Origin of the sequence: Vibrio sp. HDW18 (assembly GCF_011306175.1) — a bacterium.
GTDB lineage: Bacteria > Pseudomonadota > Gammaproteobacteria > Enterobacterales > Vibrionaceae > Vibrio > Vibrio chanodichtyis.
This window is the reverse complement of sequence record NZ_CP049913.1, coordinates 2345354-2362886: the sequence shown is the minus strand read 5'-3', so window position 1 is coordinate 2362886 and position 17533 is coordinate 2345354. Positions and strand designations below refer to the sequence as shown.

Sequence of the window (17533 nt, the reverse complement as noted above, 5' to 3'; positions counted from 1 at the left end):
TACCTAAATGGCTAGCCGATCATTAATCCATCCACAATGCAGAAAATTGGCATACAAAAATCCTGCTCCGAAGCTCAGCTTAGAGCCATGTCAGTGTTGGCAATAATCCCTATCTATTTTACGGAAATGTTGCGCTAGATAGTCAGCAGCCAAGCCGCTATAATGCCGCCCTCTTAATCTTGAGGCGGCCATATGCACAGCGAAATCACCCCTATCCACCACTACAAAAAATACTGGGCCGAATGTTTCGGCACCGCGCCATTCTTACCGACCAGTCGCGAGGAAATGGATCAGTTGGGCTGGGATAGCTGTGACATTATCATTGTAACCGGCGATGCCTATGTTGATCATCCTAGCTTTGGTATGGCAATTATCGGCCGTTTATTAGAAGCGCAAGGCTTTCGGGTTGGGATTATTGCTCAGCCGCACTGGCAAACCAAAGACGCTTTTATGGCGCTCGGTAAACCGAATCTATTTTTCGGCGTTACGGCGGGCAATATGGATTCGATGATTAACCGCTATACTGCGGATAAAAAAATTCGCCATGACGACGCCTACACACCAAATAATAAAGGCGGTGTGCGCCCAGATCGTTGCTCGTTGGTGTATTCACAACGCTGCCGTGAAGCTTATAAAGATGTGCCAATTGTGCTTGGTGGTATTGAAGCCAGTTTGCGCCGTGTCGCCCATTACGACTACTGGTCGGATAAAGTGCGCCGCTCCGTGCTGTTTGATGCCAAAGCCGATATTCTACTGTTTGGTAACGCAGAACGAGCCTTGATCGAAGTGGCTCATCGCTTAGCCAATGGTGAAACTATCCAACAGATGACCAATGTCCGCGGTACCGCGGTCAATCTGACTCAAGTGCCAGCCCATTTTAAAATTATCGACTCCACGCGTCTTGATCAGCCAAACAAGCCGTTTGTCCCAACCAATCCGTACGAAGTGGAAACCCAATGTGCGACCAAAAATGATGATCAAGCAGCCCAACCGATCACTGTGCGCCCATCTCGCCACGATTGCAAAACCACTGCGGTGCGTCTGCCTTCGTTTGAAAAATTGGTCAATGACCGCATTTTGTACGCTCACGCCAGCCGAGTGCTGCATTTAGAAACCAACCCGTATTCGGGACGCGCGCTGGTGCAGCGTCATGGCGACCGTGAACTGTGGGTAAACTCAGCGCCGATCCCGCTCACCACCGAAGAGATGGATTACGTGTTTGGTCTGTACTACGCCCGTGTGCCACACCCGAAATATGGTGATGCCAAGATCCCGGCTTACGACATGATCAAAACCTCAGTCAACATTATGCGTGGCTGTTTTGGTGGCTGTTCATTCTGCTCGATCACTGAGCATGAAGGGCGGATTATTCAAAACCGCTCGCAAGAGTCGATCATCAATGAACTCAAAGAGATCCGCGATAAAGTGCCGGGCTTTACTGGGGTGATTTCCGATTTAGGTGGCCCTACCGCTAACATGTATCGCCTTGGCTGTTCGGATCCGAAAGCGGAAGCCAACTGTCGTCGTCCAAGCTGTGTATTCCCGGGCATCTGTCATAAGCTCAATACCGATCATCGACACACCATCGATCTGTATCGTGAGGCTCGTAACGTACAAGGGATTAAGAAAGTAGTGATCGCCTCTGGCGTGCGCTATGACTTAGCGATTGAATCACCGGAGTATGTACGTGAATTGGTGACTCATCACGTGGGCGGCTATTTGAAGATTGCTCCTGAGCATACCGAGCAAGGCCCTCTGAGTATGATGATGAAACCGGGCATGGGTACCTATGATCGCTTTAAAGAGCTGTTTGAAAAATACAGTGCCGAAGCGGGCAAAATACAGTACCTGATCCCTTACTTCATCGCCGCTCACCCGGGTACCGAAGATGTAGATATGCTCAATTTGGCGCTGTGGCTAAAAGCCAACAACTACCGCTGCGATCAGGTACAAAACTTCTATCCATCGCCAATGTGTAATGCAACCGCAATGTACCATTCGGAAGTCAATCCGCTGAAACGGGTAAAATACAAGAAACCGGAAAAGGTGCCCGTTGCGAAAGGCGAAACACAGCGCCGCTTGCATAAAGCACTGCTGCGCTACCATGATCCGGCCAACTGGCCACTGCTGCGTGAAGCGTTGATTGCCATGGGTAAACGCCATCTGATTGGTGACCGCCCTGAGTGCCTGATCCCTGAAAAAGATAGCGATCAGATCACTCCAGCGCAAAGCCGCAAATCGGGTCGTCACGGAACCAACCGTTTTGCGACCAAGCATACCCAGAGTCAACCGGGTTTTGATGCGCTACGCGGTAACAAATCCGCTGGTCAAGGTCGTCCGAACAGTAACAATAAATCCCATCAGGGCAAACCCGCAGGTAGTCAAGCTAGCGGTAGCAGACCGACAGCAAATAAGCCTGCGGCAAGCAAACCGGCTCGAGGTGAACAAAACCGCGGCCACTCGGGTCAACGGGGTAACGCTACCGGTGGTAAGCCATCAGGTTCTGGTCGCCCTGCGAGTCGTGGCAATACGCAGCGCCAAGCTCCACGCGCTCGTTAAACCCTATTTGCCTTCTTCCCCCCTTTTAGGGGGAGGAGAGAAGGGGGTATTTTCAAAGCATCGGTAGCACCGAAAGCAGTCATAGCCCCATTAAACCAGTGCAATCAAACCTAGCAATACCAACTATTGGATTGAACGCACCCAGCAGCTTCAACTAAGAAAGGTAAAACGCCTTCCAAATGGAAGGCGTGTTCATTTCAAGCACTGATGAGCATCGACTATTCTATCAACTCACCGGCCAATTGTGCGGCGAATGTCTGCTCAGCTGTTTTGGGCTTTTCAGTTTGTGCAAAACCGCGTAGTCCCACCACATGTACGTGCTCATGATCTTTAAACACTTTACGCACCAGTTTGTAAGTGGTACCTCGCTCTGGGCTGATGTTCTCTGGCGCAGCAATCAGTAACTGCATATCCAGGCGCTCACACAGCTCAAACAAGGTAGCGATTGATTTGCCATCAAGACGTGCGGCTTCATCAAGGAATAACAGACGGCACGGCACAATATCTTTACTGCGCAAACGCCGTGACTCTTCTTCCCAACTCTGTACCACCATCAACAGAATCGATTGACCTGTACCAATTGCCTCACCCGTCGACAAAGCGCCAGATTCGGCTTGCAGCCAACCATCCGCACCACGGTTCACTTCCACACTCAATTCGAGGTAATTACGATAATCGAGCAGCTCTTCACCCAGTACTTGCGGTGAACGTTGCCCCATATCGATGTGTGGATTGACCCGTTGGAACAGTTTCGCCATCGCTTCAGAGAAGGTATAGCGGGCGCTTTCAAACAGATCTTTGTGCTGCGCTTGCTGTTCCGCCAAACCTGCCAGCAGAATTTGGTGACTCTCACGCACTTTCACGTTGAGGCGCACCCCATTCACCTGGCCAAAGGCGATATTCGACAGACCTTGGTTGAGCATGCGGATCCGATTTTGCTCACGCTGAATGGTTTTGCGAATAATACTCGCCACCGAATCAGAGCTGATCGCCAAGCGCTGCTCGCGCTGGGTCAGCTCTTCGGTTAAGCGAGCCAGTTCCACTTCCATCTCTTCAATCGCTTCGACCGGATCGTCGGTACGAATGATGTCTTGGCGGATACGCTCTCGCAGATGCTGATACACCGCAATGTAGAACAGCACTTTACGTTCAGGACGGCTATTATCTTCCGATAGACGCAGCGCATCACGCAGATCTTGGTTGTTGGCCACCGCCAGACGCAGTGCACCAAGTGATTTATCGGACATCGAGCGCAGCTCATCGGCGGATAAGTAAGCCAGCTCACGCTTATGCAAGCGACGCTCGACATCGTTATCGCGCGCCAAGCGCAAGACCGAGCACCAGCCTGCTTTAGCATTGACCACTAAAGTACGCAGCTCTTGATACTCTTTCTCGCCTTTTTTCATGCGCTTGACCAGCGCTTTCATCTCTAGCTCAGTGGCGGTCATCGTGCGTTCATATTCACTCTTACGGCCGCGCGCGGTGTGTAGCTGCTGTTGCAACTCATCACGACGCAACTGGGCACGCTCAAATGCGCGATCATCCACATGCACGCCAAACTCTTGCAGCTCTTGTTTGAACTCTTGCACCGTTTCTAATTTGGCTTGATGTGAACTTTTCAGTGATGCCAACAGTTGATGGTATTGACTGAGCTGAGCTTGGCGCTGTTTTAGCTCTTCACGGTTGCGAGTGCGCTGACTTTGTGCCTGAACCAACTTGGCTTTAAGCTGCTCACTCAGCTCACTACTTTGGTTAAGCAGTGCGACCGAATCGGAATACGCAAAATGGTGGCGACGCTCCAGCAGATCTGCCAGCGCAAAAATTTGCGCTTTAAGCTGCTGCAACGCTTGATCCGCTTGCTGGTATTGTTGCTCCAGCGCATCAAACTGCTCAGGGTCAGCCTCGAGTACTGCCGCCACTTTTTCCAACTCGCTGATGGTACGACCATGGGCCGCGATAAAGGCTTTCACTTCCGTCAGTTGTTGCAGTTTTTCTTCCAGCTCTTGATAACGTGCTTCCAGTGTCTGTTCATCAAGCAGGCTCATTTGCGGCGCAAGTTGATCCAGCGCGGCTAACGCTTGTTTGCTCGCTTGCAATTGGCTACGCAGTTGTTGCTCTTGTGCATCAAACTCACTGATCGAACGCAGCCGCTGGTTACGCTGCTCACGCGCACGGAGCAAGGCTTGCTCAGGATCCGCATCAAACGCGACAGGTAAGTGGGTGGCCACAAATTGGTTAAAGCTGGCGTACAGACGTTGCAGTTTTTGCGAATCAAACGCCGCTTTAGCATGATCTTCCACCACTTGATCGCGCTCTTCACGCAGCAGCTCTAAGCGTTGCTCGCGGGCGGCACGCCCAAACAGTGGAATAGCTGGTAGGCGGGAATAGCGCATTTGGCGCTGATTAAGCTGCACGCACACCGCGCCTTCCAGCTCTTGCGCGTTAAATGAACTGTCATCAAACGCATCCACATCACCTTCAATCAGGTACAGATCTTCTGGACAATCATCCAGCTCGATCAATTTTTCTTTGATACCAGCCAGATCGGAGACCACAATCGCGTGCCGTGCAGGGCCGTACATGGCGCTGAAATACGGCGCATCATCAATCGCAATGTCATCGTAGATTTCTGACAGCAGCACGCCACCTAGCGTATCCGCCAGCCCTTTCAGACGGGGATCGTTAGAGCCACCGGGAGAAGCTAAACGCTCAATTTCGTTATCCAGTTTGGTGCGCCGTTCGGCGAGCTTATCTTTGGCCTGTGATTGAACTTTTTCTCGCTCTAGCACTTGCTGCATATGCGCCATCACCGAGTGGCTATCGGCCAGTTCAGCACCGGTTTGCTCACGCAATGTTTGTAGCACATCACTGGCCTTGATCCACGCCGGGGCAATCGACTCACAACGGGCAATTTGCGTTTGCAATTCTTGCGCTTGATGGCGTAACTGGCCGCGCTGTTCACGGCAGTTTTCCTGCGCACTTTCCAGCTCTTCCAATTGTGCCGTGTGGCGCTCACGCTCTAACTCAACGCTCGCGGCATCATCCAACGCCACGTGATGTTGCTGATGATATTGGCTAGCCAGAGCTCGCACGTTACGCTGCTGCTCAAGCTGACGCGCCACATCACGTTGCTGCGCTTGCCACTGGCTCTCATTATGCAGCGTATGCTCGGCATCCCGTGCTTGACGTAGCAATTGCTGAGCTTGATTGGCAGCATCACTGCGCACCACCTCACCTTGCACACGCGTCACCAGTTCAAATGCATGGTTGAACTGCTGCGCCGCCGCGGCGGACATATCCAGCTTGTGTTTGAGTGCCAAGAGCTCACTGGTGCGCGTTTCCTGCTCCGCTTTCAGCTGAGCGGCTAACGCCTGTGCACTTTGCGCAGTCAACTCTGGCTTGCCAAGTAAAGCGCGCGCTTTATCGAGCGCTTGCACGGCTTGTTGATATTGCAAAGCCCGCGTTTGCTGCACATCAAGCGCTTGCTGATAATCGGCCAGTTGTGATTTAAGGCTATCGACTTCCTCTTCGGTGATCGTGGCCTGCTCTTCTGCCATCATCACCTGTTGATCCGCCTCTTCGACCACCATCAATTGCTCTTCAAGGCGGAAGCTCAGCTCTTCAAGATCGTCTTGATAGCGCTCAATTTTTTCTTGCTGACGCAGGGCGTTTTGCACCAACTGCAAGTGATCGGATGCGCCTTGGTGATCTTGCTCTAACGCGGTTTCTTGCTCCAGCAACAGAGCTAATTCTTGATGAACACGATGCAGCAACTGGTTTTGTTCAATCAAGGTGGTCCGAGCAGCAAACAGTTCACTACGCAGTGCCAAAGTTTGCCCCACTTTATGATGTCGATCATTGGCGTGGCGCATGTAGTCAGCGGCCACATAGTGGGTCGATTCGGTGATCAGGTGTTTGAACAGATCGCGATCCGCTTGCGTGGTTTTGATCGCTTCCAGCGTCATGCGGTTTTCACGTAGCGCCGATTCCATATCTTGGAAGGCTTTTTTCACGCCACCATTTTGCGGCAGCAGGTAATCTCTTAGTGAGCGAGTGATCGCACTGGAAATACCGCCATAAAGCGATGCTTCAATCAAACGGTAGAATTTCGAGCGGTCTGAGCTATTGCGCAGTTTTTTCGGGATCACGCCAAATTCAAACATCTGTGCATGGTAGTCGACAATCGACGGAAAAGATTTGCAGTGCGCGCCTTCAATCTGGCTGACCGCCTCTTTCACTTCATTGATTTGACGGACCCGAGCATGCTTGTCTGACACGGTTTCAATCAAGATATCGGTTGGCTTGATATGGCTTGGCAAGCCTTGGATTAAAAACGGCTTGATATCGACTTTCTTATCACGTCCCGCCACCTGTTGCAGCTTGACCGCAAACAGTAGCCGTTGGTTGCGTGAATTAACCACATCCAGCGCGGCGTAACATGCACCCGCTTGCAGCTTGCCGTACAATCCTTTATCACGCGAAGCGTGTGAGCTACCCGCTTCGGTCGTGTTGCGGAAATGGAGCAGGCTTTGGTCTGGGATCAAAGCGGTAATAAACGCCGCCATGGTGGTCGACTTACCAGCACCGTTACCACCCGATAAGGTGGTCACTAAATTATCAATGTCAAAAGTACGTGCAAAGAAGCCGTTCCAGTTGATCATGGTTAGCGATTGATATTTACCTCGTTCAATCATGCTTCATCTTCCCACTCGGTTTGCTCTTCATCGTACTCGGCTGGATTTTGCAGCAGACTTTGCTGACTTGGTTCTGGGGTATGTACCACCGCTTCACCATCACGGATCAGACGCAGCTGCGCCTCACGCACATCGCCACCCAAACGCACATCGGCACCAAAACGAAATACCGCTTCAGTAATGCGAAATTTGGCCGTATCACTAATGGTGATGACCATGCCGAGGCGACGTAAACGGCGCAGCGAAGTGCGCACTTTTTCAAATAATTTTTCACGATCCAGATCTGAGCCGCTGGCACGATTCGTCACCAGCTTCATCAGTTTCTTCTCTTCCACCAGCGTCAACAGCTCATCGTACAGCTCTTGGTTGGTGAAAATGCCTTCATGCGCCAAACGCTCGGGGCTCAAATACAGAAAACACAGCACTTTACCGACCAGCATATCCAGCTCAGACAGTACGCTGCGGTTAATCAGTGAGCTAGAACGAGGCCGCAAGTAGAAAAAGCCTTCTGGCGCGCGCACCAGTTCGGTGTGATAACGTTGGTAAAACAGCGCTAAATCCAGCTCAAAATCAGACAAAAATGCGTGGTTATCCAGATCATCACTGGCCACATGCCGCCCCGCACGTAACAGACTATCGAGTGCTGGAAACAGCGGATTGGCGATCGCTTTAGCCAGATTTTCTGGCATGTATTGATTAATATCGGTCGATGACATTCGCTTGTACCTTTGCGCCAAAATCGTTAATCGCTGTCCAGTTCGGCTGGATAGCGCGGTAATCAGATTCGGAGTAACCGAGCCTCACCGCTTGGTCGACAACCATTCGGGCTAAATCAAAATGATGAGTGCGTGGATGACTGGCTAAGTAGTCGCGCAGTACCTGGGCTAAATCAATCGCTACGCCCTGCTCTTTATGCACTTGCAGCATGTGGCTAATTCGCTCAGCCAGTTCGTCATTCACTTGTTGCAGTTGTTGGTATTCCACCTCGGTGGGTACTTGGCCGGTGACTTCATCATCACGCAGCACCAATGTTTCATCACGCAGATCCGATAAACGTTCGGCCTCAGCGTAAGTGAGGTACCAAGGCTGTTCAAAATAGTCGCTCAACGACTGACGCAGACGCTGGCTAAACGCCCGATTCTGATCCATGTCAATCGCGGTACGAATAAACTTATGCACGTGGCGGTCGTAGCCAATCCAAAGATCGATTGCCTGCTGTCCCCAACTGGTAATGCGATCGAGCTTCATTTGCAACGCAAACAGCGTCTCTTCGATAAAGTCCAATTCCAAATTGCCATACACACACTCTTGGAGATCAAGAATTTGGGTTTGCAACTCATCGCCCGCCGCTTGCAGAGTATCTTGCAGCTCTCGCAACGTAGCCGAGGTTTCCGACAGCAAGGCTTCACAGTTGTTGATCGCATCGCGCCAATCTTTATTTAACAGTTCGGCGATCTGCTGCTTGACCGACTGTTGCTGCTCATCCATCACTCGCTGGTTGAGATCGATGCGGTCAAAAATTTCACTGACCGAATATTTGAGCACCCCAAACACGTTTTTGCGCCAGTGTGCCGCATTGCCGCCCTGCTGCGCCGATTGCAACGCTTTGGCCATTTCATCGGCCACCATCGAGAGCTGAATCGATAACTTGAGTTTGGAAAATTCGCGATGTCGCACATAGTAATCGGTGATGCCGATTGCTAAAGGCGTTAGCCGATATAGGCTTGCCCCTTCGGTCATTTCACTGGTAAAGCGGCTCAGTAATCGCTGCTTAACCAGATCATTAATCGCATTATTGGCTCGAAAAGCAGAAGCTTCGCCCGATTCTGCAAACATGCGTGTGACTATCGCAAATGCATCGTGCAGTTCCCCTTCGCCGAGCTCTTCATCAAATCTTTCATTACCGAGCACCGCTATCGCCAGCAAAAATGCCAAGCGCTCAGTCGGCAGATTCAATGAGAAGTCATACTGTTTGACCCAACTGACCAATTCGTCGATCGGTTTTTGCCCAGTATCCTGAGTAAACTCACTCATTGTGTTTCCTGTTCGTGTTTTTTCTTAGCCCATACATGAATGTATCGACCTAATGAGAGGTAAGGTTCCTGACGGCAAAATTTACGCTCCAGTGCAACCAAATCCTCATACTGATATTCGCCCATGTTTTTCATGTTGCCGATGTAATCACTGAAACAGCGAATACCGGATTTTCCGCAGATCTCAAATCCCGCCTGTTCGATCCATTGGTAGACCTCTTCAGGAAGTAAGCCTTGCTGCGGTTGTAATTTGAATCGTTTACGGTGTGGCATATCTTCTAGCACGTGCGGAATGTTGCCACACACGGCGTTTTTGTAAACCAAACCGTGATAGTTGTAAAACATCACCGATGCCATACCACCAGGTTTAACTTGCGCCAACACGTTTTGTAACGCAGGCTTAGGATCGGCCAGCCACTCCATCACCGCATGAAATAACAACACATCAACCGGTTCGCTAAGATGCTGTTGAATGGTCTGCACCGATGAGTGAACCAAGCGATACTGCTCACGCAGGCCTTGGTTGGCAATCTCTTGCTCGGCCAATTGCAGCATTTGTGAAGAAAGATCACACAAAGTGACGCGATGGCCAAGCCGAGCGATTTTCTGTGAAAGTTGCGCCAAGCCCCCCCCTGCATCCAATATGTGCAAAGGTGCATTTGATGCATTGAATTGAGCGAGTAATTGCTGCAAATCTTCCCAAACAATGACTTGGCGGATCTCGCCTTTGTCAGAGCCGTAAATATTTTTTGCAAATTTGTGGGCAATATTGTCGAAATTACGGTCTTCAGTCACAGTAGCTTGAGTTATGATAATCCATCGTACCCGCTATTCTGTCACAGGAGTAGCAGGAATAAAGAGGCTTCGACTCTTTTTATATTCAAGTGCTGTTTTTTCGGACTGTTTTCGCTATGTTTGAGCTGAAAAAAATTTTTTCTTCGCTGTTGATGCCACTGCCAGCGCTGCTGATCCTTGGTTTTCTCGGCTTGATGCTGATCATGTTCACCGCCAAACGTAAAACTGGCTGTCTGGTGGTTTTATTCTCACTCTCTGGATTGTTTCTGGTCTCCTTTCAACCTGTTGCCACGCGTTTATTAATGCCACTTGAGCGCGCTTACACCGCCTTTTTACCGGTCGAAGGCTCGCTCGATTACATAATGGTGCTCGGCAATGGTCATGTTGTGGATGATGATATACCACCGACCTCGGAACTCACTCGCGCAGCATTAATGCGCTTAAACGAGGGCATTCGTATTTACCGCATGTATCCAGGTTCTAAATTAATTCTCTCCGGCTATACTGGCGGCAGTGAAGTCAGCCACGCGCGAATGATGGCGCGAGTCGCCCTCGCGCTGGGCGTACCCAAATCCGATATTATTTTGCTGGAAACCGCCAAAGATACCTGGGAAGAAGCGCGCCAAGCAGCGGCTTTTGTGCAGCAAAAGCGTATGGTATTGGTAACATCGGCCAGCCACATGAAACGCGCCATGCGCGAATTTCAATCGGCAGGTCTAACCCCGATTGCCGCACCGACCAATTACTTAGGTCATCTGAATATTATTCAGCCTTGGGACAAGTACATTCCCAAATCACGCTATCTTGAGCAGACAGAGCTATTTTGGTACGAAAGCTTAGGGCTACTGTGGCAAACTCTACGCGATAGCGTGGCGGGTGATGCCAGTCCTGTTCCTGAAACGAAACCGGTCAATGTCACGCTGACAGATTAACCACCGGTTATGCCTTAATCTGTTCGACTCGCAACAGTGATAGTGCACATTCGCTATCCTGTTGCGATTGCGGATTGATTTAAGGTACAAGGTCAATAAGCTATCACTGCTAGACCTATCAATTCAGAAATAAGTTACCGTTTGATGAATGAATTTGATTGCAGTTGCTGGCGGCGCAGTCTAAAATTCACCCGCAAATGATAAAACCAATATGATTGTAAACCGCTGTTTTTCGGCGGTTTTTGTATTTTATTACTTTAGGCATCATGATTGTTACGCCCAAGATACGTTATGTGTGGTGATTCGCACTCCAAGTATCACAGCTTGCTCAATCTCGCCTTACCTGCTGATTTAATTCACCAATAACATTCGCTGACATCAGCAGTCATCGATAGGAACACTCTATGGCTACGATAAAAGATGTGGCGCGCCTTGCTGGTGTGTCAACCACCACCGTTTCCCACGTGATCAACAAAACTCGCTTTGTGGCAGAAACCACCCAAGAAAAAGTGATGGAAGCGGTGCAACAACTTAACTACGCACCAAGTGCTGTGGCACGTAGTTTAAAGTGTAATACCACGCGTACGATCGGCATGTTAGTGACGCAATCGACCAATCTCTTCTTCTCTGAAGTGATCGATGGGGTGGAAAGCTACTGTTACCGTCAAGGTTATACCTTGATCCTATGTAACACTGGCGGCATTTATGAAAAACAGCGGGATTACATTCGGATGCTCGCCGAAAAGCGGGTTGATGGTATTTTGGTGATGTGCTCTGATCTCACCCAAGAACTACAAGCAATGCTTGATGTGCATAAAGACATTCCGAAGGTGATCATGGACTGGGGGCCTGAAACTTCCAATGCGGATAAGATCATTGATAACTCAGAAGAAGGTGGCTATCTGGCGACCAAGTATCTAATTGAACACGGACACCGCGACATTGCTTGCTTAAGTGGTCATTTTATCAAAGCGGCCTGCCAAGAGCGTATTCAAGGTTTTCGCCGCGCGATGGCAGAAGCCAATTTACCCATCAATCAAGATTGGATTTTAGAAGGCAACTTTGAGTGTGATACTGCGGTACTAGCCGCCGATAAGATCATCGCGATGGATAAGCGCCCCAGCGCAGTGTTCTGCTTTAATGATACGATGGCGTTAGGCCTCATCAGCCGCTTACAGCAAAAAGGGATCCGTGTTCCAGAAGATATGTCGGTGATTGGCTACGACAATATTGAATTGGCCGAGTATTTCTCACCGCCATTAACCACGGTGCACCAACCGAAACGCCGTGTAGGTAAAAATGCGTTCGAAATCTTACTGGAACGGATTAAAGATAAAGAGCATGAACGGCGAATTTTTGAAATGCATCCTGAAATTGTCGAACGGGATACCGTAAAAGACTTGACAAAATCCTAACTTGCTTGAAAATTCACACCATCTGTATTTGAGAGCTTGTCACATAAATCTGACAAACCTCATATAGAAAGAGCAGGATTAGCTCAGCGCATTCTCATAATTGAAACATTAAACTGTGATAATGCGCTAAGAATGACTGATTTTTATCAGGAAAAGTGTCACGCACAGGGCAAACCATTTGAAAGAGTGGGACGCAAAGCCTCCGGCCTAAACCAACAACTTGGTAGGTAGCGGGGTTGCCGATGGCAAAAATGCATACAGGCTGTTGACTGATTATTGACACCTTGGCTGCATGTTTTTGCTAATTTTCTCGGGCCTGATTTGGTGGCGTAGGTAACAATACTCCGAGACTAACAGCATGGATAAACCAGTATTAAAAGATTCAATGCGGCTCTTTGAGCAGCTAGGACGTGTGAAATCTCGTTCAATGTTTGGTGGCTTTGGTATTTTTGTCGACGATACAATGTTTGCACTTGTGGTCAACGATACGCTGCACATCCGTGCCGATGAAGCCTCGATTGAAAAATTCAAACAACAAGGTTATGCCCCATACGTTTACAAAAAACGTGGCTTCCCTGTCGTGACCAAGTATTACGCTCTGCCTGACAATTGCTGGAGTGATCCGGCCTCAATTCTAACTGAAGCTCATACCGCGCTTGATGTGGCTAAAGCGGAGCGTGAGACGCAAGCTCAAGCCAAACCTGACCGTTTAAAAAATCTGCCTAACCTGCGTTTAGCAACGGAAAGAATGCTCAAGAAAGCCGGCATTGAAACGGTCGCCTCTCTCCAATCCAACGGATCTGTCGCTGCCTATAAAGCCATTCAGCGTACTCATACTGCCGAGGTGAGCTTAGAGCTGCTGTGGGCCTTAGAAGGCGCAATTGAAGGTAAACACTGGTCGGTGATCCCACAGCAGCGCCGTGATGAGCTGTTAAGCCATCTCTAGATTAGTGTGATGATGGTTCACTGCGTCAAGCACAGAGTTCGCCACATAAATCCACGCGCCAATCATGGCGCGTGTTTTTTACTACCCAATCACTCATCGGTATACCGACCGCCGTTATTGTGATCAGCTAGGGCTAAATGCCGCGTTTAACGGATCTGACGCTGAATAAATTCGATCGAATGCTGATTGAACAGCTCCGGCTGCTCAACATTACACACATGCCCACAATTGGGGATCTCGTACAGCTCACTTTGTGCGTGCAGCGCCACCATCTCTTTAACCGGATGAATGAACATGTAATCTTTCTCACCCATCAGATATAAGGTGGGGATTGGCAATTCACGGTCACGGAAATAACGCATCAAAGGATTAACTTCAGCGGTTAAAGTGAACCAACGTTTAAACTCTTTTTGACACAGCTTTTGCGCTTCACGAATAAACAGATGACGTGACTCTTTTTGGCTACGCTGTGGCATCACAACGTAAGCAAACAAGCGATATAGCCACATGTATGGGATGATATGTTTGCTCCAATGCCCAAGCTTAACCAAAATTTGTGAACGAGTGTTGAGCCGCGTGACTGCCCCCCTAGCACCATTGAATTAACACGATGCGTGGCAAGCTCAGCTAAATTACGCACTATGATGGTTCCGAGCGACATACCAACAAAATGCGCAGACTGAATTTTCAGGTGATCAAGCACGCGCAATACATCCAGTGTCACACTTTTGAAAGTGTAACGATTGGCAATCCAGCCTTTCAGTAAGGGATTCGATTTCCCATGCCCACGCAAGTCAATCAACAATAAATTGAAATGCTGACGATAAGCTTTGATTTGCTTAAACCAGATCGCAGAGCTGCCCCCTGCGCCATGCACAAAAACCACCCACTCATGGCTGGTAGGATGGTGATACGTTTTATGAAATAGCACTTTTTCGGCAATCGTCGTCATTGGCACCTCTTTATAATGCAGGCCAAGACTAGCATAATCTGCGAGCTGGGCATCGGGCGAGTTGTAAGAAACTGTTGTCTCAGCATAAAAAACTAAAGCATTAAAAAAATCAAGGCACTAAACAGTGCCTTGGGAGGTAGTGCCTTGCAAGTTTTCCAATTTCAGTTAACCAAATCGCGCTAACTGATACATCTTGATATAGTCTTGGGCTGATACTTGCCAACTGAAGTTTTGCAGCATTGCACGTTGTTGCACTTTGCTCATCTCTGCTGGCTGCTGCAAATAAAACAGCAATGCCCGCTGCATAGTAATTAGCAAAGCTTCCGGTGTCGGGTCTTGATAACTAAAACCAGTCGCCTGCTCTGGGAATTTATCGTAATCGTTGACCGTATCTTTTAACCCACCGACTTCTCGTACAATCGGCAGCGTACCATAAGCCATACTGTAGATCTGATTCAGTCCACAAGCCTCAAACTCTGAAGGCATTAAGAAAAAATCAGAGCCAGCTTCAACCCAGTGCGCTAAACGTTCACTATAAGTTTCAACAAAAGCCAATTGCTCTCGGTGTTGATACGCCAACTTACTCAGCCGAGCGGCAACCTCTGGCTCGCCAGTCCCAACGATGACCACTTGGACACGGTTACGCAAAAAAGACTCTAAAATGGGTAACAGGTAGTGAAAGCCCTTTTGGTGGGTAAGTCGACACACCATACCAAATAGAGGCACATCGCTCACCGGTAAATGCAGCTCAGCTTGTAAGGCTTGTTTACACAAAGCCTTACCTTGGCGCATTGAATCAGGATCTTCACTATAAGTCACCGGTAGATAGTGATCGTTACGAGGATTCCATTCACGATAATCACAACCATTGACTATGCCATGTAAATCGCGCGCTCGGCGTACAAAATCATCCACCAGCCCATGTGCTCCCAACGAGGTTAATAGCTCAGAGGCATAATTGGGGCTAACCGCATTAATTTTATCCGCAAAGGCAATTCCGGCACGCAGCATGCTGACGTGGTCATAGCCATATTGTAAAAACTCCATCCCGATAAATTTAACTCCGGAATGATTTCCAGTTGATGATAAGAAAAAATCCCTTTGAACATGGCATTGTGTATTGTCAGCACACTTTTGACCCGCTCAAAAAATGGATCATAGCGATAACGGGTTTTCAGCAAGAACGGAACTAAACCGGTGTGCCAATCATTAGCGTGAATAATATCCGGCTGGATGCCTAACTTAGGCAATACATCCAAACACGCGGCACAGAAAAAACCAAACCGTTCACCGTTATCGGCGTACGCCTGATTACTCTCCGCATACAACGCTGGGCGGTCAAAATAAACGGGACAATCGATTAAATAGACCGGGATACCTTCCACATCACATTTCAGAACTCGATATTGAGTATGCGGCCAATGGGTGAGCTCAGTGTTCAGCACCAGCTCTGCGTGTTCTCGGCCCGGCACTGCGCGATAAGCAGGCAGCGCAATGGCCACCTGCTGATGTAACGCTTTCAACGCCTGTGGTAATGCTTTCGCGACATCGGCCAAGCCACCACTTTTTACCAGCCCCTGTACTTCTGAAACGGTAAACCAAACGTTGAGCTGTTCCATTCTAAAATCCTACCTTACTGCCTTTTTCAATCACCACTATCCCCTCATCGGAAACGTGGAAGCGTTTTCTATCCAATTCCAAATCTTCACCAATAATGGTTCCGGGGGCAATTTCTACATTCTTATCGATAATCGCGCACTTAATCATACATCCCGCACCAATTTTTACATCACCCAAAATCACCGATTCACTAATCAAAGAGCCAGCGGCTATATTACAGCGAAAACCGAGTACCGATTTGTAAATCGTCGCACCTTGGATATAGCAACCTCCCGAAAGCAAACTGTCGGTTACTTTATTTTTCTTCTCTTTGACATCCACCAAGGTGACAGGCGGTAGTGGTGGATAGTAAGTATGCAATGGCCAATGACGGTTATACAAAGAGAAAGAGGGATCTTTGTCGAGCAGATCCATATGCGCTGACCAATAAGACTCAATGGTACCCACATCACGCCAATAGGCCGCCCCTTTCTCCCCTTTAATTTTGTTGGTGGTAAAATCGTACACGTACACTTGGCCACGCGGAAACATTTTAGGGATGATGTCTTTACCAAAATCATGGCTGGACTGGTTATTTTCAGCATCTTCACGCAGTTCTTTGCTGAGCGTTTCTGCTTCGAAGATGTAGTTGCCCATTGAAACCAGTGCCCACTCAGGCTCGCCTGGGATCGATTTCGGCTGGCTGGGTTTTTCCTCAAAGCCGATCATTTTGCCATTTTGATCAACTTCAATCACGCCAAACTGAGATGCTTGGCTGATCGGCATGCGCAGTGCGGAGACCGTCAGCTCAGCCCCCATCCGACGATGAAAATCGAGCATTTGGCGAATATCCATTTTGTAGATATGGTCTGAGCCAAAAATACAGACTTGATCCGGTGACACAATTTCCACAAAACGTAAGTTCTGATAAATCGCATCCGCCGTTCCTTCGTACCAACGTTTACCATCACGCATCTGCGCAGGAATAATATCGATAAAACGATCGGTGATCCCAGAGAGGTTCCAGCCTTTTTTCATATGAATGTAAAGAGATTGCGATTTAAACTGAGTTAATACATAAATCCGCATTAAATCCGCATTGACAAAATTGTTTAATGCAAAGTCAATTAAGCGATAGCTACCACCAAAAGGAACTGCCGGTTTGGTACGGGTTTCTGTCAACGGTTTCAACCGTGACCCTTCACCACCCGCCAAAATCATGCCTAATACTCCAGCCATATACCATTCTCCATTTTTATATTATTTACCGCACCACAAAATAATCTTTACTTTAGGGGGGGATGGTGCGGAGCTCCATGCTAACCAACTGTCAGTTAATCAGTACAACTATCAAGATACGGAACAACAAATGCAATCGGTTGATTATAAGTTATCGAATTTATCGCCGAATACCAATCAATTTTTAATCATTTGCGCACTAAAAACGAGCAGCAGCAACGATAAAAATCAAATCGAAAAATCTTTCGCGTTTGGGATACCAAGTATTGCGCAAGGTAATGCGATAACAGGTTAAATAACCTCAAATTGAGTAGTGTCTTTGATAGTAAGGAGCCTTTGCGTGTAAGACTGACTCTTAAGTCACACTCC

At 48.6% G+C, this 17533-nt stretch carries 10 protein-coding genes, 2 pseudogenes and 1 riboswitch; of the genes and pseudogenes, 5 read left to right on the top strand and 7 right to left on the bottom strand.

Annotation, left to right across the window (positions count from 1 at the left end; all coding sequences use genetic code 11):
- Nucleotides 1-192 precede the first annotated feature (192 nt).
- Entirely contained in the window at nucleotides 193-2559 is a 2367-nt protein-coding gene (locus G7083_RS11240) for a YgiQ family radical SAM protein (protein ID WP_166014852.1), read from the top strand.
- Between the two features lie 218 nt (nucleotides 2560-2777).
- Here the strand turns inward: G7083_RS11240 and mukB are convergent, their stop codons facing one another.
- The 4 genes from mukB to cmoM are packed head-to-tail and all read right to left on the bottom strand — an operon-like array spanning nucleotide 2778 to nucleotide 10081.
- Nucleotides 2778-7253 (bottom strand): chromosome partition protein MukB, encoded by a 4476-nt coding sequence (gene mukB, locus G7083_RS11235; RefSeq protein ID WP_166014851.1) that lies wholly within the window; start codon nucleotides 7251-7253, stop codon nucleotides 2778-2780.
- Nucleotides 7250-7969, bottom strand: coding sequence for a chromosome partition protein MukE (gene mukE, locus G7083_RS11230; RefSeq protein WP_166014850.1), 720 nt, complete (start codon nucleotides 7967-7969; stop codon nucleotides 7250-7252). The genes mukB and mukE overlap by 4 nt, the downstream gene beginning before the upstream one ends.
- Nucleotides 7950-9287, bottom strand: coding sequence for a chromosome partition protein MukF (mukF, locus tag G7083_RS11225; RefSeq protein ID WP_166014849.1), 1338 nt, complete (start codon nucleotides 9285-9287; stop codon nucleotides 7950-7952). Before mukF ends, mukE begins: the two co-directional genes overlap by 20 nt.
- A complete protein-coding gene (gene cmoM, locus G7083_RS11220) occupies nucleotides 9284-10081 on the bottom strand; it encodes a tRNA uridine 5-oxyacetic acid(34) methyltransferase CmoM (protein ID WP_166014848.1) in 798 nt (265 codons plus the stop codon). The genes mukF and cmoM overlap by 4 nt, the downstream gene beginning before the upstream one ends.
- A gap of 116 nt (nucleotides 10082-10197) precedes the next feature.
- Between cmoM and elyC the strand changes: the two genes are divergently transcribed.
- The 3 genes from elyC (at nucleotide 10198) to G7083_RS11205 (ending at nucleotide 13374) form a co-directional block, all read left to right on the top strand.
- Nucleotides 10198-11013 (top strand): envelope biogenesis factor ElyC, encoded by an 816-nt coding sequence (elyC, locus tag G7083_RS11215; protein ID WP_166014847.1) that lies wholly within the window; start codon nucleotides 10198-10200, stop codon nucleotides 11011-11013.
- A gap of 404 nt (nucleotides 11014-11417) precedes the next feature.
- Nucleotides 11418-12428, top strand: a complete 1011-nt coding sequence (gene purR, locus G7083_RS11210; RefSeq protein WP_166014846.1) for an HTH-type transcriptional repressor PurR — start codon at nucleotides 11418-11420, stop codon at nucleotides 12426-12428.
- Between the two features lie 158 nt (nucleotides 12429-12586).
- Nucleotides 12587-12672, top strand: a riboswitch (cyclic di-GMP riboswitch).
- A 114-nt stretch (nucleotides 12673-12786) separates the two neighbouring features.
- Nucleotides 12787-13374 carry a TfoX/Sxy family DNA transformation protein gene (locus G7083_RS11205; RefSeq protein WP_166014845.1) on the top strand — a complete coding sequence of 196 codons (588 nt, stop codon included), beginning with the start codon at nucleotides 12787-12789 and terminating at the stop codon, nucleotides 13372-13374.
- A gap of 146 nt (nucleotides 13375-13520) precedes the next feature.
- Here G7083_RS11205 and G7083_RS11200 read toward each other — a convergent pair.
- From G7083_RS11200 to glgC, 3 genes and pseudogenes are all read right to left on the bottom strand, one after another.
- Nucleotides 13521-14326 (bottom strand): annotated as a pseudogene (locus G7083_RS11200) (alpha/beta hydrolase).
- A 165-nt stretch (nucleotides 14327-14491) separates the two neighbouring features.
- Nucleotides 14492-15945 (bottom strand): annotated as a pseudogene (gene glgA / locus G7083_RS11195) (glycogen synthase GlgA).
- A gap of 1 nt (nucleotide 15946) precedes the next feature.
- Nucleotides 15947-17164, bottom strand: a complete 1218-nt coding sequence (gene glgC, locus G7083_RS11190; RefSeq protein WP_166014844.1) for a glucose-1-phosphate adenylyltransferase — start codon at nucleotides 17162-17164, stop codon at nucleotides 15947-15949.
- A gap of 130 nt (nucleotides 17165-17294) precedes the next feature.
- Between glgC and G7083_RS11185 the strand changes: the two genes are divergently transcribed.
- A complete protein-coding gene (locus G7083_RS11185) occupies nucleotides 17295-17459 on the top strand; it encodes a hypothetical protein (RefSeq protein ID WP_166014843.1) in 165 nt (54 codons plus the stop codon).
- Nucleotides 17460-17533 lie beyond the last annotated feature (74 nt).